Source organism: Algibacter sp. Ld11 (genome assembly GCF_045066735.1).
In the GTDB taxonomy this organism is placed as follows: domain Bacteria; phylum Bacteroidota; class Bacteroidia; order Flavobacteriales; family Flavobacteriaceae; genus Algibacter.
Map to the genome: position 1 here is coordinate 12,223 of NZ_JBISHH010000024.1, position 23,869 is coordinate 36,091.

20 protein-coding genes are annotated in these 23,869 nt (G+C 33.9%); 11 read left to right on the plus strand and 9 right to left on the minus strand.

The features are described from left to right. The first annotated feature begins 106 nt into the window (after nt 1–106). The 5 genes from ACJJV4_RS10575 (at nt 107) to ACJJV4_RS10595 (ending at nt 4,830) form a co-directional block, all read left to right on the plus strand. A complete protein-coding gene (locus tag ACJJV4_RS10575) occupies nt 107–1,276 on the plus strand; it encodes a homogentisate 1,2-dioxygenase (protein ID WP_405294192.1) in 1,170 nt (389 codons plus the stop codon). Nucleotides 1,277–1,509: 233 nt separating this feature from the next. Further along, nucleotides 1,510–1,986 (plus strand): CCC motif membrane protein, encoded by a 477-nt coding sequence (locus tag ACJJV4_RS10580; protein WP_405294194.1) that lies wholly within the window; start codon nt 1,510–1,512, stop codon nt 1,984–1,986. Nucleotides 1,987–2,018: 32 nt separating this feature from the next. Further along, complete coding sequence (gene hppD, locus ACJJV4_RS10585; RefSeq protein WP_405294196.1) at nt 2,019–3,179, plus strand: 4-hydroxyphenylpyruvate dioxygenase; 1,161 nt, start codon at nt 2,019–2,021, stop codon at nt 3,177–3,179. 228 nt (nt 3,180–3,407) lie between these two features. Next, entirely contained in the window at nt 3,408–4,268 is an 861-nt protein-coding gene (locus tag ACJJV4_RS10590; RefSeq protein ID WP_405294198.1) for a cupin-like domain-containing protein, read from the plus strand. A gap of 61 nt (nt 4,269–4,329) precedes the next feature. Beyond that, nucleotides 4,330–4,830, plus strand: a complete 501-nt coding sequence (locus ACJJV4_RS10595; RefSeq protein WP_405294200.1) for a DUF6646 family protein — start codon at nt 4,330–4,332, stop codon at nt 4,828–4,830. 85 nt (nt 4,831–4,915) lie between these two features. Here ACJJV4_RS10595 and ACJJV4_RS10600 read toward each other — a convergent pair whose 3' ends face one another. Further along, the gene (locus ACJJV4_RS10600; RefSeq protein WP_405294202.1) at nt 4,916–5,344 is read right to left on the minus strand and encodes a regulatory protein RecX; all 429 of its coding nucleotides are present in this window, start codon (nt 5,342–5,344) and stop codon (nt 4,916–4,918) included. 335 nt (nt 5,345–5,679) lie between these two features. On the opposite strand from ACJJV4_RS10600, the gene ACJJV4_RS10605 reads away from it, so the two are divergent. Further along, nucleotides 5,680–8,151 carry a T9SS type A sorting domain-containing protein gene (locus ACJJV4_RS10605; RefSeq protein WP_405294204.1) on the plus strand — a complete coding sequence of 824 codons (2,472 nt, stop codon included), beginning with the start codon at nt 5,680–5,682 and terminating at the stop codon, nt 8,149–8,151. A 17-nt stretch (nt 8,152–8,168) separates the two neighbouring features. On the opposite strand, the gene ACJJV4_RS10610 is transcribed toward ACJJV4_RS10605, so the two are convergent. From ACJJV4_RS10610 to gdhA, 4 genes are all read right to left on the minus strand, one after another. Then, nucleotides 8,169–10,577: a TonB-dependent receptor plug domain-containing protein gene (locus ACJJV4_RS10610; protein WP_405294206.1), complete on the minus strand. Its 2,409-nt coding sequence runs from the start codon at nt 10,575–10,577 to the stop codon at nt 8,169–8,171. A 2-nt stretch (nt 10,578–10,579) separates the two neighbouring features. Continuing rightward, nucleotides 10,580–11,299 (minus strand): DNA repair protein RecO, encoded by a 720-nt coding sequence (gene recO, locus ACJJV4_RS10615; protein ID WP_405294208.1) that lies wholly within the window; start codon nt 11,297–11,299, stop codon nt 10,580–10,582. Beyond that, nucleotides 11,299–13,644, minus strand: a complete 2,346-nt coding sequence (locus ACJJV4_RS10620) for a two-component regulator propeller domain-containing protein (protein ID WP_405294210.1) — start codon at nt 13,642–13,644, stop codon at nt 11,299–11,301. The genes recO and ACJJV4_RS10620 overlap by 1 nt, the downstream gene beginning before the upstream one ends. Before the next feature lie 229 nt (nt 13,645–13,873). Continuing rightward, on the minus strand, nt 13,874–15,217 hold the full coding sequence (gene gdhA, locus ACJJV4_RS10625) for an NADP-specific glutamate dehydrogenase (protein ID WP_405294212.1): 1,344 nt from the start codon (nt 15,215–15,217) through the stop codon (nt 13,874–13,876). A gap of 201 nt (nt 15,218–15,418) precedes the next feature. Between gdhA and ACJJV4_RS10630 the strand changes: the two genes are divergently transcribed. Both ACJJV4_RS10630 and ACJJV4_RS10635 read left to right on the plus strand, forming a co-directional pair. Next, nucleotides 15,419–16,222, plus strand: a complete 804-nt coding sequence (locus tag ACJJV4_RS10630) for a THC0290_0291 family protein (protein ID WP_405294214.1) — start codon at nt 15,419–15,421, stop codon at nt 16,220–16,222. Nucleotides 16,223–16,410: 188 nt separating this feature from the next. Beyond that, nucleotides 16,411–17,136, plus strand: coding sequence for a DUF3298 domain-containing protein (locus ACJJV4_RS10635; protein WP_405294216.1), 726 nt, complete (start codon nt 16,411–16,413; stop codon nt 17,134–17,136). Here the strand turns inward: ACJJV4_RS10635 and ACJJV4_RS10640 are convergent. Continuing rightward, complete coding sequence (locus tag ACJJV4_RS10640) at nt 17,113–17,577, minus strand: DinB family protein (RefSeq protein WP_405294218.1); 465 nt, start codon at nt 17,575–17,577, stop codon at nt 17,113–17,115. The two genes, ACJJV4_RS10635 and ACJJV4_RS10640, sit on opposite strands and share 24 nt — an antisense overlap. A 133-nt stretch (nt 17,578–17,710) precedes the next feature. Here ACJJV4_RS10640 and ACJJV4_RS10645 point away from each other — a divergent pair, with 133 nt between their 5' ends. Then, nucleotides 17,711–18,058, plus strand: coding sequence for an arsenate reductase family protein (locus ACJJV4_RS10645; RefSeq protein ID WP_405294220.1), 348 nt, complete (start codon nt 17,711–17,713; stop codon nt 18,056–18,058). An 18-nt stretch (nt 18,059–18,076) separates the two neighbouring features. Here ACJJV4_RS10645 and ACJJV4_RS10650 read toward each other — a convergent pair whose 3' ends face one another. The 3 genes from ACJJV4_RS10650 to ACJJV4_RS10660 all read right to left on the minus strand — a co-directional run bounded on the left by ACJJV4_RS10650 (nt 18,077) and on the right by ACJJV4_RS10660 (nt 19,975). Beyond that, nucleotides 18,077–18,706: an endonuclease/exonuclease/phosphatase family protein gene (locus ACJJV4_RS10650; RefSeq protein ID WP_405294222.1), complete on the minus strand. Its 630-nt coding sequence runs from the start codon at nt 18,704–18,706 to the stop codon at nt 18,077–18,079. A gap of 242 nt (nt 18,707–18,948) precedes the next feature. Beyond that, nucleotides 18,949–19,485, minus strand: a complete 537-nt coding sequence (locus ACJJV4_RS10655) for a YciI family protein (RefSeq protein WP_405294224.1) — start codon at nt 19,483–19,485, stop codon at nt 18,949–18,951. 16 nt (nt 19,486–19,501) lie between these two features. After that, nucleotides 19,502–19,975 carry a CYTH domain-containing protein gene (locus ACJJV4_RS10660; protein WP_405294226.1) on the minus strand — a complete coding sequence of 158 codons (474 nt, stop codon included), beginning with the start codon at nt 19,973–19,975 and terminating at the stop codon, nt 19,502–19,504. Between the two features lie 82 nt (nt 19,976–20,057). Between ACJJV4_RS10660 and dinB the strand changes: the two genes are divergently transcribed. Together dinB and ACJJV4_RS10670 are read left to right on the plus strand one after the other, a co-directional pair. Continuing rightward, a complete protein-coding gene (gene dinB, locus ACJJV4_RS10665) occupies nt 20,058–21,155 on the plus strand; it encodes a DNA polymerase IV (protein ID WP_405294228.1) in 1,098 nt (365 codons plus the stop codon). 277 nt (nt 21,156–21,432) lie between these two features. Continuing rightward, complete coding sequence (locus tag ACJJV4_RS10670) at nt 21,433–23,859, plus strand: TonB-dependent receptor domain-containing protein (protein ID WP_405294231.1); 2,427 nt, start codon at nt 21,433–21,435, stop codon at nt 23,857–23,859. Nucleotides 23,860–23,869: the final 10 nt, after the last annotated feature.

Sequence of the window (23,869 nt, forward strand, 5' to 3'; positions counted from 1 at the left end):
GAGAAATCCTGAATAAGCAGGCAATATTGTATCTTTAAATCACTTTTTAAAGTGTAACGCTATACGCTTTACAACCATTAATTATTAACTTATAATTCTAAAAAGTATGCCTATTTATCATAAACTAGGAAACATTCCTCCTAAAAGACACACACAATTTAGAAAGCCAGACGGCAGTTTGTATGCCGAGCAATTATTTGGTACCATTGGTTTCGATGGTATGGCAACCAATAGCTACCACGAGCAACGGCCAACACAAGTAAAAGCCATAAAAAACCAATATAGTGTAGCACCAAAAATTGCTTTAAAAAACAATATAAAATCGTATAGATTAAAAGGTTTTCAAGTAAAACCAGAACACGATTATTTAGAAAGCCGCAAAACCGTTTTAATAAATAGCGATTGCGCTATTATTTTGGCCGCTCCAAAACAATCTACACAAAATTATTTTTACAAAAACACCGATGCCGACGAGCTCATATTTATACACAAGGGCACCGGGAAACTGCGCACACACTTAGGAAATCTCAATTTTAAATACGGCGATTACCTTTTAATTCCACGTGGCATTATTTATAAAATAGATTTCGACACCGAAGACAATAGGCTTTTTATAGTAGAATCGCGTCGCCCAATTTACACACCAAAACGTTACCGCAATTGGTTTGGGCAACTTTTGGAACACGCTCCATTTTGCGAACGTGATATTCGCCGTCCGGCAGAATTAGAAACCCATAACGAAAATGGCGATTTTTTAATAAAAGTAAAAAAACAAGATGATATTATAGAAATGGTTTACGCCTCGCACCCCTTTGATGTTGTGGGTTACGACGGTTACAACTATCCGTACGCCTTTTCCATTCTCGATTTCGAGCCCATAACCGGTCGCATACACCAACCGCCACCAGTACACCAAACCTTCGAGACCGATGCCTTTGTAGTATGCAGTTTTGTGCCACGGCTTTACGACTACCATCCGCAATCTATTCCGGCACCATACAACCATAGCAATATCGATTCCGATGAAGTTTTGTATTATGTAGATGGTGATTTTATGAGCCGTAACGACATCGATCAAGGTCATATTTCTCTACATCCTGCAGGTATTCCACACGGTCCTCACCCAGGAGCCACCGAACGCAGCATAGGTAAAACAGAAACCAACGAACTCGCTGTAATGGTAGATACTTTTAAACCACTAATGCTAACCGAAGAAGCCATAAAAATTGCCGACGAAAACTATTATAAATCTTGGTTAGAAGAAAATAATAAGTAGCTCATCCTGCTTTCCGCTATATCTTTTTACAAAGCTATTTTGAAAATATTTAAGAGATGTTACTGTCATTAAAATTTAGCAAACGCAAAGTATAGTACATTTCAAGATTTGTAAAAAGGATGCCGCTGCAATCAGGGCTAACCAAACCGCCAACATAAGGCTTAACCCAAAAACACTCAAATCTCCAGTTTGAGCACCTTCTAAACCAGAAGTTTTATCATGGATACATTACTATGAATTACAGTAAATTACCAGCCGATCCAAGTTCCCTAGTATTGGGCATTGTAGCCTTAGTATTAGGGTTTGCAGGCTGTTGTTGTTATGGTGTTTTTGCCATTATACCTTTAATAATAGCCGTTATTGGCTTAGTAAGTGCTAATAGAAGTTTAAAAGAATTTGGCAACAATCCAGAAGCCTACACACAACAGACCCGCAGTAATGTCTCTACAGCACGCGTTTTAAACATAATAGCCATTGTTTTTAATGGTATTATAGTGCTTATGTTTATAGGCGCACTTATATTCTACGGCACCATGTGGTCTACAGGAGTTTTCGATGAATTTAAAAACTTCGATAACTACAACATTGAAGAAACCTACGAATATGAAAACGACAGTATTTTTAGTGATACCGAATATTACGAATCTGAAACGACTTTAGACAGCATAGAAGTTGAAGACCTCGCAGAACCAATAGAAAACGGCGAATAAAGAATAAATCCACAACTAATAAATAAGATATCATGAGTAAAGATATAAAATCAGTTAACTACGGGCTAGAAAAAATATTTGAAGGTGCACAAGATTTTTTACCACTTCTTGGTACCGATTATGTAGAATTCTACGTTGGTAACGCCAAGCAAGCAGCGCATTTTTACAAAACAGCATTCGGTTTTCAATCGTATGCTTATAAAGGCTTAGAAACTGGATCTAAAGATTCTGTAAGCTACGTACTTAAACAAGATAAAATTAAACTGGTTTTAACCACGCCGTTAAACAGTAAATCTAAAATAAACGAGCATATTGTAAAACATGGCGACGGCGTTAAAGTTGTAGCTCTTTGGGTTGAAGATGCTCGAAAAGCTTTCGAAGAAACTACAAGTAGAGGAGCAAAATCTTACATGGAGCCAACCGTTGAAACCGATGAGTATGGTGAAGTTGTGCGCTCCGGAATTTATACTTACGGAGAAACCGTGCACATGTTTGTAGAACGTAAAAACTACACAGGCGCTTTTTTACCAGGATTTAAAACTTGGGACTCTGATTATAATCCAAAACCAGCTGGGCTTAAATATATAGACCATATGGTGGGCAATGTAGGCTGGAACCAAATGGATACTTGGGTTAAGTTTTACGAAGATGTTATGGGTTTTGTAAACTTTTTATCGTTTGATGATAAGCAAATCCATACCGAATATTCGGCATTAATGAGCAAGGTAATGAGTAACGGCAATGGCCGTATAAAATTCCCGATAAACGAGCCTGCAGAAGGTAAAAAACGTTCTCAAATAGAGGAATATCTAGATTTTTACGAAGGTGCAGGCGTGCAACATATTGCCGTTGCCACGGATGATATTATAAAAACGGTAAGCCAATTAAAGGCCAATGGAGTCGAATTTTTATCGATTCCACCTGAGGAATACTACAGAGCTGTTCCTGGAAGATTGGAAACTTATAGCCATGAACTTCGTGAAGACATAGAAGCTTTAAAAAAATTAGGTATCATGATTGATGCTGATGAGGAAGGCTATTTGCTACAAATTTTCACAAAACCTGTTGAAGACAGACCAACGTTGTTTTTCGAAATTATACAGCGCATGGGCGCTAAAGGCTTTGGCGCAGGTAATTTTAAAGCACTTTTTGAGTCTATTGAGCGTGAGCAAGCCAAAAGAGGAACGCTATAATTTTCACCTTACTGTTTAAACGGTTGTTAGCTTATATATATTAAAAACCCGCCTAGTTGTAAAAAAACAGGTGGGTTTTTCTTTTGCGTTAGGGATAGAACGGCCTGTTTGAGCTCCCGACCTTAGGAGGAGCGAGTAGTGATAGCCCGACCCTTTTGGGTAACGCCCAAATTAGTATTTTTAAATCGGTAACGTTTTCTTAACTTTGAACCCGAAAACAAACAAGCTTTGACGTTGAACTTACAGGATATTCCGCGCGTAAAACACATTACGAAATCGGATTTTATAAAACACTACTTTACACCGCAAAAGCCTGTGGTTATTGAGCATTTTATTGATGACTGGCCAGCGTATTCCAAATGGAATTTAGAGTACATGAAACAAGTTGGCGGCGATATTACCGTACCACTTTACGACGATAGACCTGTAGATTTTAAGGATGGTTTTAATGAGCCACATGCTAAAATGAAACTTGCCGATTATATAGACTTGCTAAAGCGTGAGCCCACTAAATTCAGGATATTTTTATGGAATGCTTTAAAAGAAATTCCTGCTTTACAGAAAGATTTTACATTTCCAGATTTTGGTTTGCGTTTAATGAAAGGTATACCGATGTTGTTTTTTGGTGGAGAAAACTCGCATACGTTTATGCATTACGATATTGATTTGGCTAATATTTTTCACTTTCATTTTGAGGGTAAAAAGCAGTGCATTTTATTTGACCAAAACCAGAACAAATTTTTATACAAAGTGCCGCACGCCCTAATTACTCGCGAGGATATTGATTTTAATAATCCTGATTTTGAAAAATGGCCAGCATTAAAAAAAGCCACAGGTTTTAAAACCGAACTTAACCATGGCGAAGTACTTTATATGCCCGAAGGTTATTGGCACTATATGCGCTATATTACGCCTGGTTTTTCTATGAGTTTACGCGCTATTGCTAGAAACCCAAAACACTTTGGTAAAGCAATTTACAATGTATTTATTATGCGGAATTACGATAATTTAATGCGTAGGATTAAAGGGCAAAAGTGGATTGATTGGAAAAATGACCAAGCTATACTGCGTACAAACAAGCATTTGTAAATTAAACCTTTGATTTTAAAAAAGTTGTAATATCTTTGCCGACTCAAATAAAACTCAGATCATGAATAAAAATTTATTAGTATTAGTATTAGTTGTACTTAGCGTATCGTTTGCAAACTCGCAAGCATTTATGGGTAAAGGCGACAACAAATTTCAAGTAGGTGCTAACTTACAAGAAAACGGTACAGGACTTAATTTAAGCTACGATTTTGGCGTTGGCGAAAACATTTCTATCGGTTTATCTTCTTCTTACCTTTTAGGTGTTGATGATGTAATTCTTGATGATGCCTTTGATACTCGTTTTGATTTAAGAGCGCGTTTTAATGCTAACCTTGGTAACGTAATTAATATCGATGATAACTTTGATGTGTATCCTGGTTTAAGCCTTGGACTTAAGAACTTTGGTGGTCATTTAGGTGCACGCTACTTTTTCTCTGATGGTTTTGGTGTTTACACAGAGTTTAACGCTCCGTTTGCAAAGTATAAGTCTGGTGATTTAACTGCTGCGGAAACTTTACACAACCAATTTACGGTTAATTTAGGTATGGTATTTAACTTATAATATTTAGTTTTCCTTACTTTTTTGAGGATCACTTTTATAAAAAAAGCTGATAGAAAATTATTTCTATCAGCTTTTTTTTATGCTTTTATTTAATGATTTCGTGGGCTTTTTCGTAAACTAAATAAGACTCCCAACCGCGATACAGAAAATAGTCTACAAATTTTTTCCGCTTCTTATAAACGTCACGCTCTTTTAGTATTTCTACTTTTTTCTCGGCTAACTCATTGAAAATCTCGACATAATCCTCATTTTCAATTTCTAAAAGTGCTTCATTTATATTAACTTTACTAACGTCTTTTTTCTTGAGTTCCATGGATATGCGCACTCTACCCCAACGCTTAATACGAAACTTTCCGCGCGCAAAGGCTTTGGCAAATCGTTCTTCGTTGAGATAGTTGTTTTCGATAAGATGCACGGTGACGATATCTATAATTTCAGGAATCATATTCATGCTGGTTAGTTTTTGCCTAACCTCTTGATGGCAACGCTCTTGATACGCGCAATAATGCTCCATTTTTTTGGTAGCTTCTTGTAAAGTATAAGATTTTGTAGAACGCTGCATAAGTAGCAAAAATAACAATTAGATTAAATAAAATTGTATTTTACCCTTGTTTTAATAACCTCAACATAGGTTTTAAAAATTGTAAAAAACAAGTGACTAAAATATATTTAAAAAGGTAATTACTGAAAAAATAACAAAACAGCTTATCTACAGACATTTACCAACCGACTTAAAAAACTAGTCGATACGTCTGAATTTAAAAACTGTTTATTAAATTATTGCTTATTTTAGCGTAACCAAAACTACCTAAATAGTAATAAAAATAGAACTTTTAATCCCTAAGAATTTTGAAAAAGCTATTCTTTTTAATACTAATGCTTTTAGCCTTTGATTTTGGCTTTGGACAAACAACATTAAGTGCTGGCGATATTGCAATTACCGCATTTAACTCTGATAACCCTGACGCATTTACTTTTGTATTACTAACCGATATATTAAATACCACAACTATTAAGTTTACTGATAATGGTTGGATGACGTCCGGTAGTTTTAGAGCTAACGAGGGAACAATAACCTGGACTGCAAACACAGATTTGCCTTGCGGAACCTTGGTTACAATTGAAAACATTAGTGGATGGTCACCCTCCACAGGCTCATTGACAACATTTAGTTCATTTTCATTAAATACAAATGGAGATCAAATATTAGCATATCAAGGTACTGATGCCAGTCCTGCTTTTATTTATGCGGTTAATTTTAATTCATCGAGTTGGTCTAATTCAACCAGCTCTAACACATCTGCTCTACCTCCTGGTTTAACTAATGGTGCAAATGCCGTAGCTATTGGAAATACAGACAATGCAGAGTATGACTGTTCCGTAGAATCTGACCCTGCACTTATTTTATCTGAAGTATCTAACAATGCGAACTGGAACCTTTCCAATAGCCGGATAACTTTTAGCAGTTGTACTTTCTCGTGTTCACCTTGTGGATCTACTGTAACATGGAACGGAACTTGGAGTGGCACAGCAGACCTAACTACCGAAGTCGTTATTAATGCAGACTATAACACTAGTATTGAAGGTAGTTTTCAAGCTTGCAGTTTAATCGTTAGTTCTGGAAATACTTTAACTATTGGAGACGCCACTTTTGTGGAAGTTGAAAACGACTTAACTGTAGAAGCAACAGCATCCATATATGTGGCTTCTCAAGGTGCTTTTGTTCAAAATGAAGATTTGAGTATAATTACTAACAACGGCACAATTGAAGTTACAAAAATGACTGCACCATCAAACAACTGGTACGAATACACATATTGGAGTTCTCCTGTACTTGGAGAAACCATTGCTAATGGTTTATTTGAATCTAACGTTTATAGACGCTATCTATTTAAGGCGGAAAACTTTTTGGATGCTACTGCAGAAACTAATAATAACAATGCAACAGTAACCGGCCAAGATGATTTTGACGATAATGGCGACGATTGGGAACGTGTATACGGAACTACTGTTATGCAGCCAGGTATTGGCTACGCATCTATGCACGACCCTTCTGGCTTTTCTGGTCCGGGTGCTCCTCCATACCAATTTAGTTATACCTTTGAGGGCGATTTTAATAACGGTGTAATAACCGTACCTATTCACAGAAATGACTCGGAACCCAATGATAATAACTGGAACTTTGTTGGTAATCCATACCCATCGGCTATTGATGCAGATTTATTTTTGGCCACCAACAGTAATATCTCTACCTCGATAGCAGGGCCAGGCTATTTAAATGGCGCCATATTTTTATGGTCTCAGAACACGCCACCTTCTTCCGTAGCAAACGGAAACGAACCGCTTAATTTCTCGAATGATGATTTTTCTATTATAAACGCCTCTGGTGAAACTACAGGTGGCGATGGAACTTCTGCAGTTGTATTAACGCCAAGCGGACATAGAGCAATTCCTTCAGGCCAAGGCTTTTTTGTTGTTTTTTCGGATGGTGTAACACCTATTTCTACCTCTGGAGACATAGCAACAGCTACTGTTACATTTAACAATGCCATGCGTGTAACCGATGTAACAGCAAATAGTTTGTTTTTTAAAGGTGTATCATCTAAAAACACCGCTATTGCCGATAAATTATGGATTAATTTAACATCGGATGTTGGTATTTACAATCAGATTTTAATTAGCTATATAAACGGAGCAACTAACGAAGATGATGGATTAACCTATGATGCCACTAAATACCCAGAAAATAGTGGTGCTGCATTATACTCTACTATCGATGGATCGAATAAAAAGTTTGCTATACAAGGTAAAGCAGTAGAAAGTATAAACGAAGAAGAAGTTATACATATTGGATTCAATAATTATATTAATAACAACATACCATATGTTTTATCTATCGATAAATTACAAGGTGATTTTTTAAATAATAACACCGTTTATTTAAAGGATAATTTACTGAATATCTATCACAACTTATCTGAAGGCGATTATAACTTCACTTCTGAAACTGGAGAATTCCAAAATCGTTTTGAAGTTGTATTTAAAGCAGATAGCACCTTAACTACCGATGCCATAATAAATAACGAAAGCACATTACAAATTATTCAACGCGATAGCAACCGTGTTACATTTAAAACAGGAACGAGTTCTACTATAAGTTCTATTGTTATTTACGATTTGTTTGGTAGAAAACTTTATCAATTTAAAGGTGCAAATAGCTCGGAAACCTTCAGTCTTTCCAATATAAATACCGCAATTTATCTTGCTCAGGTAGAACTTTCTACAGGCGAAGTAATTACTAAAAAAGCCATAAAAAGATAAAGAGCTTTACTCGATGTTTACAAGCTATACTTTAATGCTAAAATAACATTTAATCCAGCCGCTGCAATGCCTGAAGAGTAGGTTTTGTAACGTTGGTTGGTAATGTTTTCTACACTTGCCGAAACCGATGTGCTTTTGCACAATTGATATTGTGATCTTAAATTAAGAGTATACCAAGCTGGAGAATACGGGTTTCCGTTAGTATCTAAGGCATATATATAATCTTTTTCAATTTCAGAAGGCGCTAATTGATTAAAAGACAATTCGCTATTATAATTCGCAAATGCATCAATTTTTAACTTGTTTTTCGCCCATATAAAATGTGTATTCCCAAAATAAGGTGCTACATGTCTAATTGGAACTTCAATCCCTTCGTCTTCTTCTGTACCACCAATAATGTTATACTGAGAGGTTAGTTTTAGCCGCTTTGATATATGATATTTCAACCCAACTTCAAAACCATAAATCCAAGCTTTGGATGCATTTTGAATGGCTTGAACGTTACTTAATTCGCCATCGTACATAATTTCTGTTTCGCCATTTAGGCTATAATCCCGACGCACCAAGGCATTATTCAAATAGGTGTAATACGTGTTTAGGTCTAAAATAAAAGTATCGTCAAAATTCAGTTTTAATCCTACTTCTCCACCATAAGCATATTCGGGCTTCAAATTATCGTTAGGCACAACTACAGACCCTGGTTCGGAATCGAAAACCTTGCCAATATCGTCAATATTTGGTGCTCTAAAAGCGGATGATGCATTTACTTTCCATTGCATAATTTTGTTTGGAGACCAACTTATTCCAGCTGTGCCCGTAAGTGCGCCAGCTTCGTTATTAGAGACTGCAAATGGTAAATTTAGATAAACATTGTTCTCGGTAAAATCGGCCTTAGACACAATATGATTGAAGCGTAACCCAGACTGAAACACAAACTTAGTATTAGGCTTATATTTTATACTAGAGTAAACTGCAGCAGATTGCCATGTCGCTCCATTTGGGTAACGGGACACTGTTGGCTCGGTGATGTTTGTCTCGATATTGGTATCTTCTCCATACGATGACACCTTGTTGTAAACGTACTCAAAACCATAAAAAAACTGAGTTTTAGAGTTAAATGTTTTTTCTAAATCTAAATTAAAAGAATAAGCATCTACAGCTTCTTCACGAATACTTCTTATAGACGACTGATAATCGCGATCCATTCTGCTTTCTTCAAAATTTTGATAAGCTAAGGTGGCTTTAATTTTATCGTAAAGATTGGAGTTACTACTTAATTTTGTTACCTGCAAATTAGACATAAACCAATTTTGCGGCCCGTAATTCCATTCTGCCGAACGTAATGTACCGCTACGATATCTAATTAAACGATCGTATCTTGGAATATTGGATGATGTGGTATAAAACAAACCCAAATCGAAACTTAAATTTTCCAAAGGCTCATACCGCACTTTTTGCATAATGTTTAACTGATTGTAACCAGAATATTTCTGTAACAAGGGGTTGCTGTTTTCTTGAATAATATCACCATCGGCAGTAGTTACAACATATTCAGGTCTTAAATAATCGTCTGGTCCATTTTTTCCCATTTTTAAATCGCCAAAATCTGTATAACTAGCGCTAGTAACAAAACCCCAGTTTTTATAACCCAAATTAATATCGAAATGCCCCGTTTTTTCCTTACTTGCCGAAGCATACCTTACAACAGCATTGGCCTTTACTAAAAGTGAATCAGTATACGATAATTGTGGTGTTTGCGTATAAAAACTCATAACACCACCGACGGCATCACTACCGTAAATTACTGAGCCCGCACCAAGTGTTACCTCGGTATTTTGTATTGAAAACGGATCGATTGCTATTACGTTTTGAAGATTTCCACCTCTAAAAATGGCATTATTCATGCGCACACCATCTACGGTTATAAGCAGTCTATTAGTTGAAAATCCTCGAATCATTGGGCTACCTCCTCCCATTTGGCTTTTTTGCACATAAACCTGGCCGGTAGTTTCTAATAAATCGGCACTCGTTTGCGGATTAGTAAACGCTATGTTTTCAGTATTTAAACTTACTATTTTTTGAGGAATGTCCCTTTTGTTCTGTTCGAATTTTGAGGCCGATATTACAATTTCTTGAAGCCCTTCGGTATTAGATTCTAAGTATATTTTGTTTCTAGCACCAATATCTCGTTTAGTAGTTTGTTTTAAAATATGAGACAAATGTTTAAAGTAAATAACTTCGGCTTCACCAAACTCATCTAAAGATGCTTCTCCTCTAAAATTTGTAATCTCAGATTTAGATTTATCAATATTATAAATGGCAACACCAAAAACGGGTTCTTGCGTTGTTTTATTAAGCACTTTTACGTTTTGAGCCAAAGCTAGAAACGTAAATAATAAGAAAAATATGCTGCAGAAAACTCTCATGTTTAGCTAAAAACTTGATTAAAAATTTTTAAGGATTTTGGTGTTTTAAAACTCCCCAAATGTAGTTCAAAATATAGCAAAATCATATTTAAAAACGATTGCCTTTGCCTTCCGTTTATTTTCACATTTTGCAAGCTATCAAATGGTGTTTCTAATAGTTCTTTTAAAAGATTTAAATCTTCACCAGTAATAGTGTTTCGAATATCTTGTCTCACTTGAAATTTACCTTCGACTAAATTAAAATGATCTAATTCTCTATCCATACTATCTGGATAAAAACCTAAATACTTGGTTAAATTTACTAAAAATAATAAATGAAAATTAGCATAATCGGTTTGCTCATCTAACCACAACAAGGTGGTCTCTAGGTAGCTAAAAAGCGCTTCATTTTGTTCTTCTTCGCGTAAGGCACTACTTAAAACTTCAGATAAAAACATCACTATGGCACTTTTTAAAACATGTGTATGTAAACTACTATACAAATGGTTTAAATGCACTTCACTTAAGCTCTGCAAAGAACGACTCTCCTTGTAATTAACGCTAATATGTAATTGAGACAACAATTGAAAGTACGCTATTTTAGCACTTCCTTTTTTACTTTTTAAAACACCACGAAGCAAAAAACTAACAACACCGAGTTCTTTGGTGTAGCATTTAATAATTAAATCGTTGTCTCTGTATTTAAGTTTAGAGAGTACAATGGCGTTGGTTTTAACTAGCATTATCTAACTACCATTAATTTTACAACCTTTGTTTCGAAGGTATCTAAATCGGAAATCATAATTAAATACACGCCGGAAGCTACAATATTATTCGCCATATTTTTTCCATTCCAAAACACCGTTCCTCCATCTATTTCTAAGTTATAATTATTATACCTTAGATTAATTCGCGATTGTGCCTCGGCAACTAAATTCCCTTCGATATCAGTGATTTTAATATTTACATTATCTGAAATGTTTTTTATTTTCACCTTTTTTTCTACGATATCAAAATTTGGTCGAACTGGATTTGGATAAGCATAAACGGTTTCCAAATCATCTGATGAGGAAGACCCACCAGATTTAAAAGACACTAAACCTTTATCTGTTCCAAAATAAATTATACTATTGGTTTCTTCAATAGATATATTTGTTACCGCATTTGATGGTAGCGGAGAATTATCGGTTGTAAAATGATAAATTGTTTCTTGACCGTCTGATGATAAATAAAACACACCAGCATCAATAGTAGAAATCCATTTGTTGTTAGAGCCATCTACCTTAATATCTGTAACATATTGCTCAGAAAGAAGTTCTTTCGCTACACCATCTTCTAAAATTATAATCTCTGAAGTGCTAACATTGTCGTCTGTAAAAAAATTTGACGTGTTGTATAAAACTCTTAACCCTTTATCTGTACCAATCCATAATTGATTTCGATTATCTACAGCTAGAGCTCTAACAGAATTAATAGGTAAATTACCATTTAGTTCATCTAAATTCTTCAACAGTGGGCTCCCATTATTTTCATTAAACCCAATAACACCTTTTGAGTAACTTGCTATCCATTTGGTATTATTGTTATCTATAATTAAATCGCTGAACCCTAAATTATCATTTAGTGCATCTTCAATTAACGACTCAAAACTATATGAAACCCATTGGTTATTATCTGGATTATAAGATTTTAGTGGTTTATCAACCCTACTTGTAATTGACCAAAGTAATCCTATATTATCAAATATAGATTGACCAACTCGTATATCAACATAACTAGGGTTTCCTGATACTAGAGACTCTAAACCACTATTGGTTTGATTATACAAAACCGTAGGTTCATCATCATTAAACTCCAATAAACCACTAAAAAAAGAACTTACAAAAACTTGTTTATTATTTAATGGATTTACAGAAATGGCATTCAAAGATTTTGCACCAAATACATTGCTATAATCAGTATTTATCCAGGTTTCTTTATTTAAATGACTGACACCTCGTGCATTTAATGGGTAAGGATTATATTCCAAGGTATATTCGCCAAAAGTAACCCACACGCCGTTAGGCTCTGCTTGTATTGAAAATGGTTTGTTTAGCAATGGACCATCTGGATGAATTTCTTCAAAATCGATTGGATTTACAATAGAAGTGGCTAAAATCCCAAAACTTGAAGTTCCAACATAAATATTATCAGAATCAATTGTGGCGGCATTAAAATTTGTATTAAAATCTGCGGTATCTGAAGCTTGAGCGAGTAACGTAAAATCTACATCGTAAACAAAAACATCATTACTTGTAGTTATTATCAACTTCTCATCTAAACTACTCGTTTTAAGCGGTGTATCAGCAAACACTTTTAAACTGGTTAAAACATTATTATTAACCTCGTATAATCTTTTACTTGTATTTATGGCGTATAATTTATTTTCATTAGCTTGTACAGATAAAAACTCACCTGTACTAACCTGTTCCCAATTATTATAATCTATTAGGTTAGGGCTCGCGATTGGTGCTTTTTTTAATCCACCACCATCACGACATGCTGCATAAATATAATCACCAAAAAGAGCAGTTTGACTTACTTCTATTTGTATTCCTCCATCACCGATAAAGTAAGTATCTCCAAATTCTAAGCGCTCCAAATCAAAAACAGAAATACCATATCCAGTAGATAAATAGACATATTTTTCATTAGCTTGAATATGATTTATTACTTTATCTCCGTCTAAAATTGTAGATTTATTTACAATATCTACAACTGTTAAAATATCATCGTCTTCGTCAAAGACAATTTCAAGTAATCCATTTTCATATCCAACAACCAACAACTCATAAGCTTCACTATAGTATATGGTTGAAATAGTTTCACCAGACAAACCATTTATAGTTGTAATTTCTTCTAATACTTTTGTTTGATTATCAAAACTAAAAATAGCATTATCTGAAGCTGCGTATATTTTATTATTCCCCCTAACAACCTCATTGACCTGGTTGTATGAAAAGTAACCTTGCCAAAGGTTTGAAAAATCTTGTGCAAACTGCAATAGAGGAACAATATAAATTAGAAAAATAATAAATTTCTTAAACATCTTTTTTGTATCAAAATGAATTAAAAACATTTCGTTTAAAATTCTTATTTCTTATTGAATTCTAAGTAAAAACTAATTGGAATGCTTTTCGATTCAAATATATTTATAACTAACGAGTTTTGCTTGAAAAAAATATATTATACCCGTGAATCTTTTATATTCTTCACTAAAATAAAAAAGCCTTCTGAATAAACAGAAGGCTTTATATTAAAAGTTGCTTTTTATAGTTTTATACTACACCTTGTGCTAACATGGCATCGGCTACTTTTACAAAGCCGGCAATATTTGCTCCACGAACATAGTCTACATAACCATCTTCATCTTCACCAAACTCTAAACATGATTTATGAATATCAGACATGATATCTTTTAGTTTAGTATCTACCTCTTCTCTTGTCCATTTAAAACGCAAAGAATTCTGTGTCATTTCTAATCCTGAGGTTGCTACCCCTCCAGCATTTGAAGCTTTTCCTGGTGCAAATAATATTTTAGCATTGTGAAATACAGCTATTGCCTCTTTAGTTGATGGCATATTTGCTCCTTCACTAACACAAATACAACCATTACTTACTAAGGTTTTTGCATCGTCTTCATTTAATTCGTTCTGCGTGGCACATGGTAATGCAATATCACATTTAACACCCCAAGGTGTTTTTCCTTTTACAAAAGATGCATTAGGGTAGCTTTCTAAGTACTCACTTATTCTACCACGTTTTACATTCTTCAAATTCATTACAAAAGCTAATTTTTCTTCATCAATGCCTTCTTCATCGTATATATACCCCGAAGAATCAGAAAGTGTAAGTACTTTGCCGCCTAACTGTAAAACTTTTTCCGCTGCATACTGCGCCACATTACCTGAGCCAGATATTACAACACTTTTACCATCAAAACTATCTTTTTTGGTTTCTAGCATTTTCTGTGCAAAATATACATTGCCATATCCTGTAGCTTCTGGTCTAATTAAAGAACCGCCCCAAGACATGCCTTTTCCTGTTAATACGCCCGTAAACTCATTTCTAAGTTTTTTGTACATACCAAATAAAAAGCCAATTTCTCGTGAACCTACACCAATATCTCCAGCAGGAACATCTGTATTTGGGCCAATATGTCTAAACAATTCTCCCATGAAAGCATGGCAAAAACGCATAATTTCGTTATCACTCTTGCCCTTAGGATCAAAATCACTTCCGCCTTTTCCGCCACCCATTGGCAACGTGGTTAAACTATTTTTAAAGACTTGCTCGAATGCTAAAAACTTTAAAATACTCATGTTTACCGTTGGATGAAAACGCAACCCTCCTTTATAAGGTCCAATAGCTGAATTCATTTGAATTCTATACCCTCTATTTACTTGAATTTCACCGGCATCATCTACCCAACAAACTCTAAACGTAATAACACGTTCGGGCTCAACCATCCTTAATAAAATATTTTTTCCGTAATATATATCGTGTTTAACAATGTACGGAATTACTGTTTCCGCAACTTCTTCTACTGCTTGTAAAAATTCTGGTTCATTACCATTTCGTTCCTTTACTAGGTCTAAAAATGCTTTAATATTATTTTTCATTTATTATAAAATGTATTAAAAATTATATAATATACAATTATCGAGTGCAAATATACGTTATCTGTAAAAATATAGCATAATTTTTTAAAATTTCGCAATATAATATTTCGTTCCACCAGTGAGCATGGTATAAACATTTGCTAGTTCCATGAGATTTTCTATATTTGCTTTTATTAATGCCTCAAAAACAGTATCCTAATTATGCTTAACTTAAAGCGTTTAGCTTGTTTTATTTGCGTGTTTGTTACCTATCAAACAGCATTTTCCCAATTGGGATTCTCCCATGAAATAGGCGTTATAGCTGGCCCTGTTCAATTTCGTTCAGATTACGGCCAAAGAGATAACTCTAGTACAAATTTTGAAAATTCAGGTTTTGGTATTGGTATCGTACACTATCTAAATTTTTCATATAGAGCCGACTGTAATTGCTACACAACAGATTCTTATTTTAACGATCATTTTAAACTAAGAAATGAAATATCTTATAATAAAAGTAATTTAGAACATGTTGGAAAATGGGTTGACGCTAATAGAAATAGTGCAGATGCCAATAAACTTAGAGGACATATAGGTGTTGCCGAAAATTTTGATATTGGGACGCAACTTGAATTTTACCCGCTAAGTATTCGTGCTTTTCAATCTTTTCAACCTAGAGTGGCTCCTTTTGTCAGTTTAGGGATTCACTATACAGCATTTACACCAAGCGTTAGTACAAGCTATGCTAATCCAGACCCTACAGCAATTGGAGACGTAACCGATGCTGGTAATTTTTATTCACTATGGGAACCTGGTTCTGTAGATGCTACACCAGGTAGTACATGGTCTACCGTAACAAGTGTTGGAATGCGATATAAGTTAGATCGTGTTTCGGATTTAATGATTGATTTAAGATGGCAATATTACTTTAGTGACTGGGTTGACGGACTTGACCACCAATTGGATTATAACAAGAATAACGATTGGCTCGTGTGGTTTAACGTTGGATATATTTATTACTTAGATTAATAAAACTCAAAACATACATAAAGGCTCATATTTAAATAGAATATGGGCCTTTTTCAATTTAAGCCATTATCTAAACTTAATGGATTTATGAAAATAATTTCTAATATGTTTTTATAAATATTAATACTTTTTAATTCGGTGTATTCAAATGCAATAATTATCTTTAATGATGCTAAATAACAGAACCCATGCTTAAAATAAATGCTATACTTATAATTTGTTTTTTCACTTTATTTTTCAGCTGTAAAGATGATGTAAACACCACTTTTGAAGATATAAACATTACTACAGAAAACAACAGTATTGTTGAAGTTAATATACCCAAAGCAATAGGTAACCAAGTAGTTTCTAGTGTCATTAATTCTGAAATAGAAAAACAGGTTATAGCCAATTTACACCTTGGCGAGCCAAACACTATTAATGCGAAATCGATAGAAGAGAGTGTTAAAAACTTTAATGAGGAATTTGAAACTTTTCAAATTGATTTTCCTGAAACCTCGCAAGCATGGGAGGCTCAAATTGATGGTGAAATTATGTTTACCTCTATAGAAATAATCAGCTTAGCACTAACATCGTACATCAATACAGGTGGTGCACATGGTATGCTCAAAGTTTCTTTCTTAAACTTTGATGCAGCTACCGGAAAAATAATTCCGAATAAAAACCTTATAAACAACACTGAAGCCTTTAAAGAAATCGCGCTACCTTACTTTAAAGAAGCTACAAAAGATAAAGATATTTTTGAGCCAGAATTAGAAGCATTTGAATTGCCTGAAAATATGGGGTATAACGACGAAGGCATCGTTCTACTTTATAACGCATACGAAATCGCCCCATATTCAACAGGTATTATAGAATTCGAAATTCCTTTTAATGAAATTGAGAGTTACTTAGCCTTTAATAGCACGAGATAATGCAAGAATATAACCGTAATGCATCCCTTCGTGAACCAAATCAAACGGTAACACATCATCAATACTTCTTAATGTATTTCCTGTAGTAGATACGGTATACTCCGTATAATTTTTAAAAACACCTGCTTTATAATCTGCTTCTAACTTCGTAATCGTAGAAATTAATAAATCTTTAATCTCATCAACCTCGGCCTGAGTAACATCACCTTCAGGTTTACTATCTTTTTTATATTTACCAATCATTTCATCACTAACCACCATTGGCAAACCAGAAAGCTTATAAGCTAAGACTTGCGTAGTAACTACCATGTGAGCTATATTCCAAATAATATTATTATTGAACCCCTCTGGAATTTTATTTAAATCCTCCAAAGTATTATTTTCAATATGTTTTTGTGCCATAGCACGAATATTAGCTAAGACGCTGAATGTAAATTGCATATTTTAATTTTTGCATAAATATACTCTTAAAACCAAAAAAAGTCTAGAAAATTAAAGATTATTCCCTAATAAACTCTCGATTGAATTGGCATAAAACTTAAAATTAACGTTATTTTGCTCTAAACAAAAAGCCATGAAAAAAGTATATTATTTAAAAACATGTAGCACCTGTATTAGAATTTTAAAAGAGCTTAATATTCCTGCAGATTATATACTTCAGGATATTAAAACAGAGCCTATAACCGTGACTCAAGTAGAAGAAATGCAAGCGCTGTCTGGAAGTTACGAGTCTCTATTTAGCAAACGTGCTAAACTTTACAAAGAAATGGATTTAAAAAACCAAGACTTAACAGAGCGTGATTACAAGCATTACATTTTAGAACATTATACATTTTTAAGTAGACCTGTTATAATAAATGGTGACACCATTTTTATAGGAAACTCTAAGAAAATGGTAGAATCTGCTAAAGGGAATCTTTAAATTTTAATTTGAAATAAATTATTTTCTAATCACAGTTTTAATCATACTATGATCGGAATCTCTTGTCGCTATTTTTGCAGAATTTACAATAGTTAAATCTTTAGAAACCCATATATGATCTATAGATAACAACGGAAAATTCCATGGCCATGTTTCTCTAAAACCGTTCCCTTTTTTTGAAAAGAAGTGAGTATAGTTTTTTTCTAAATTACTCAAAAACACAGACTCATAAGGCGCATTAAAATCGCCAACTATAATGGTGTTATTCCTGTTTTCAATAATATCATAAGCAAACTTAAACTCCCATGCTTTAGGCACATCAAAACTACCTTGCATATCTACAGCATAAAACTGAATACCTGCAGAACGAAACTTAACTATTGTAGAACTATATTTAGAACTCTTTTCCTCTTCAATGTGAAGTGGTGTTTTTGAAAAAATCTCAATTTCGGCATTAGATTTATAGAAGTAATATTGCGGATATTTTTCTTTTATTTTATCGAAACTACGTTTTTTTGGTTCACTTAAAACCATAATATCTGGAATGTGTCCATTTTCTATAAAAGCTGACTTAAAACCATCGTCCCTAGAAGCATTCCAAAAAACAACTTCAATATCTGTATCCTTTTCATCCTCAAGAAAACTCACGGTAAAGCTCTTGAATACCCAAATAATCAATAATATACCAGCAAGAATAAGATTATATTTTCTACGTTTTCCAAGAAAAACAGAAAAAACCAAAACTATAGTAATTATTATGGGTAAAGGAAACAAATAGAACCAATAAGCAAACTTAAACTCCCCATCTTTTATAAAAAAATGAAGTACCAATAAAGCAAAAACGCATAATACGTTTACTATAAATACACCTATACTTAAAACCTTAAGTATTATCTTAAACCAATGCCTTTTGCTGCCCACCATGGATGTATTTCAATTTCTAAACGCCCTGCTTGTACCATCGGATCGGATTTTGCTAAACTATCTGCCATTTTCAACGTTGGCACATTATATATGGTTACACCACTAATATCTCCGTCGTCACCAAAAGGCCCCGAAATATCAGCATAGCCTAATTCGTGCATTTTTGATAAATGTTCCATATGCAACTTCTGTAAACGCTCACTTTCTTCTTCATTTTGCATTTTAATAGCACTCCTTTTCAAAAAGGCCATAAAATATTGCTGCATCAATATGGTATCTTTAGTAGTTTCATCAACATATTCAAAGGTTTTAAAACCCTTAGCTGTTAATGCCTCTTTTATTTCTTTAATTGTTTTTTCGATTGGTACTTTAGGGACTTCAACAATAACAGTATCTTTTACCGCTGTTCCAAGTTCATTGCTATTAGAATCTCCTTGCTTTGTCTCATTTTTACACGATACTAACAGAAAGATGCATAAAAATGGTAGTATTAATTTTTTCATAACAAATAATATAAAGTTATTTAATCCAAGATTTAAAAGGCTGCTTACTTAATTGCGAATTGTAATATTTTACATCTCCGGTAACTTCTTTACCCAACCACTCGGGTTTTATATACGTTTCAGTTTCACTATTTAGTTCTATTTCTGCAACAATTAACCCAGAATTATCGCCATAAAACTCATCGACTTCATAAATGTGTTGGCCCATTTTCACTTCATAACGGGTTTTATCGATAATTGAAGGTTCACATAAACCTAACAAAGCCTCGGCTTCTTGCTTTGGGATTTCCTTTTCCCATTCAAAACGAGATAATCCACTTTTAGAAGATGCTCCTTTTATGGTTATAAAACCCTGCTCGCCTTTAAGCCTAATTCTAACCGTGCGCGCTTTATCTGTATTTAAAAATCCCTGAGAGATACGGGTTTGCTTAAAAGCTTCTTCTTTAAAAGCTTCAGATTTTACTAAAAATTTACGTTCTATTTCTATCATAGAAAATTCCGCGAAAGCGAAAATATTTTAAAAATATTAAGTTTAAGAATTGCCCTTAAATATGAATTGATAAATTTACACTATGTTAAGCGATTTACCAATAAGAAAAATTATTCATGTCGATATGGATGCCTTTTATGCCTCTGTTGCGCAATTGGATAATCCTGATTTAATTGGTAAAGCCATTGCTGTTGGTGGTGGTGGCAGGCGTGGCGTAATTAGCGCAGCAAGTTACGAAGCCCGAAAGTTTGGAGTAAAAAGCGCCATGTCTGGAAATTTAGCAATTAAACTATGTCCAGAATTAATTTTTGTGAAAACCGATTTTGAACGCTACACCGAAATCTCTAAAAAAATTAGAAAAATTTTTCTTGATTATACCGATTTGGTTGAACCACTATCTTTAGACGAAGCTTACCTCGATGTTACACAAAACAAAAAAGGGAACCCAAGTGCTTCCATGATTGCCGAAGAAATTAGAAACCGCATATTTAATGAGGTTGGATTAACGGCTTCTGCTGGAATTTCTATTAATAAGTTTATAGCCAAAATTGCCAGCGATTATAATAAACCTAACGGACAAAAAACTGTAAATCCAGAAGAGGTTATTTCTTTTTTAGAAATGCTAGATATTAGAAAATTTTATGGCGTAGGAAAGGTTACCGCAGAAAAAATGTATCAAAAAGGCATTTTTACCGGCATAGATTTAAAACAGAAATCTATAGAGTTTCTAGAGGAGCACTTTGGTAAATCGGGCAGCTATTATTATAACGTTGTTCGCGGTATACATACCAGTGAAGTAAAACCAAACCGTATTAGAAAAAGTTTGGCCGCCGAGCGTACTTTTAGTGAAAATCTATCATCTGAAGTTTTTATGATGGAAAAACTTAAACAAATTGCAGAAGAAGTTACTAAACGCTTGTTAAAAAGTAACGTTGCTGGCAAAACGGTAACTTTAAAAATAAAATATAGTGATTTTAGTTTACAAACACGTAGCAAAACACTACCCTACTTTGTAAGTGATAAAAATATTATTTTAGAAACGGCTAAAGATTTATTATATCAAGAAAAAATGAGTAATTCAGTTAGGTTACTTGGTATTTCGCTCTCCAATTTAAATACAGAAACTAAAAAAGTTCCAGAACCTAAAAGTGTTAGTGCACAACTTAAATTCGGGTTTTAAAAACCCTTCAATTTCATTAAATAGAACAAAAATTTATCTTTCCGCTAGAATTCCTAGCTCATTTCAGCCATATTCGTAGCTCTAAATCTACAAATAAAGCACAAGTTACTATTTAGAATAATTAAAAATAACAAGCAAAAACTTAAATATTCCTAATAGGAACATATTTTTTCTTACAAATTACAAGCAAATATAGCGATGCATTAAATTATCATCAAAACAACTATTTTTATTTGGACTGAATATAAATAAGAGTAATTTTGTAAAAAAATCACTCATGCCATTAGCACAAAAAACTTCAACTTTATTACTGCTTTTCTTTAGCTCTATTGTTTTTAGTCAGACCGGAGATCTTTATGGCAAAGTTAATTTTGATAATAACGACCCCGTTTTAGGTGCTTATATTATCTTAAAAGGATCTAACTTTCAAAAGGAAGCAAATTCGGACATTAATGGGGATTATTACTTTAATAACATCCCTCATGGATTATACACACTTCAATTTCATTCTCTAAACGCACAGGTTAAAACAATAGATATTACCATAAACAGTTCTGAAAAAACAGTAAATGCTTCTTTAGTATTTGCTTCACACCAAGATTTAAAAGAAATACAAATTGCAGGAAAAACGATAAAAAGACAAATTGAAGATAAAGGTTTTGCTGTAAATGTTATTGAAACCAAAGAAGCTAGCATTAGAAACATTCAAACCAACGACATGCTTAACACTTCTGTTGGTGTTAAAATCCGTCAAAATGGTGGTTTAGGCTCAAACGTAGAATATAGCTTAAATGGTTTATCGGGTAGTGCTGTAAGAATATTTATTGATGGTGTTCCAATTAGCATGTATGGCTCATCATACAGTTTAAATAGTATTCCTGCATCCATGATTAAAAACATTGAAGTCTATAAAGGTGTTGTTCCTGGACATTTGGCCGATGATGCCTTAGGCGGGGCTATTAACATTGTACTTCATAATTCTACCAAAACCTACCTAAACGCTTCGGCTTCTTACGGCTCATTTAATACATTTCAAAATAATGTTAATGGCTTGTATAGGTTTGATAAATCTGGCTTTACAGTTAAGGCATCTCTGTTTCATAATTATTCTGACAACGATTATAAAGTTTCTGGGCGAAGCGTTGTTGTTACCGGCATAGGCGGAGTACAAACCCCAATTACAGCAAGACGATTTAACGATGCTTATAGATCTACTGGAGGCATGGCACAAATAGGGTTTACAAACGTAAAATGGGCCGATCAATTTTTTATTGGCATGACAAGTTCAGATGATTATAAAGAAGTACAACATGGTGCATTTATGACCATTACACCTTACAAAGACAGATTTTTAGAATCTAACGCTTTGTTAGGTAATTTAATTTATAAGAAGAAAGACCTCTTTATAGAAGGTTTTGATATAAATATTAATGCTTTATACGGTAAAAGAAACCGAACTGTAAACGATACCGTTGCTGCAGCCTATAGCTGGAATGGTGAAAGAGCCATAGATTTTAGAGGAAATGAATATGAATATACCTGGGGATCACAACAAGAAGGTGGTCCAACATTGTCCAAAATTAAAAGAGATGTAGCCTCGGTTAGAACTGGGTTATCCTATGCTATAAATCCACATCACAAAGTATTATTCAACCATGCTTACAGTAGTATTGAAAGAGAAGATAGTGATGCCTTAAGAACCGTTTTAGAAAATACCTTTATGGGCACTAGAGATTTATACAAGAATATTTACGCTCTAACCTACGAACTATCTGCTATCAATAACAAACTTAAAACAAGCATATTTGGAAAATATTACAACCAAAAAACCTTGAGTATCGATCCTGCTATTGTAACCGACAATGCCGGTAACGATAGTGTTGTTGATGAAATTGTAAGTGCAAATAATAATCATGAAGGTTACGGGTTTGCAGCCTCTTACACAATTACACCAGAAGTTACCATATTAACATCGGCCGAAAAAGCCATAAGATTACCAAACGAAACTGAAGTTTTTGGTAACGATGGTGATAATGTTATTGCAAACCCAAGTTTAAATCCTGAAATAAGCAGAAACTTTAATTTAGGTTTTAGGCTTGGTAATTTCAACATAAATAAACACACCTTTACAATTTCTACTAATGCATTTATAAGAGATATAACCGATAGAATTGGCTTACCTATTGAAACCTCTCTAAACATAGATGATGAATTAATTCTATACGTTAATCAAGGTAATGCAAAATCTAAAGGTATAGATGCTCAGCTTAATTATACTTACAATAAAAATTTAGTATTTAACTATAATATCTCACGATTCGATTTAACCAGTGAAACAGCATCCGGCACAGAATTCAATATTCCAAACACGCCATTCTTTACCATGAACGGTAGTTTACGCTACTCATTCAAAGAGCTCATTCAAAAAAAATCGATGCTAAACCTATTCTACTCTGTTCATTTTACAGACGAATTTTCATATTTAGTTTCTCAAGGCTCAAACACGGTTGGTGACGACTTCTTTAAAGTACCCGAACAATTAGTTCAAGACTTTGGAATTACCTATGCCTTTCCTAATAAAAAATTAGTAATGAGCTTCGATGTTAAAAACATTTTTGATGAGCCTGTTTACGACAACCTATCAGTACAAAAACCAGGGCGTGCTTTTTATTTTAAACTCAATTATACAATCAATAAATTTTAAATCAACTCTA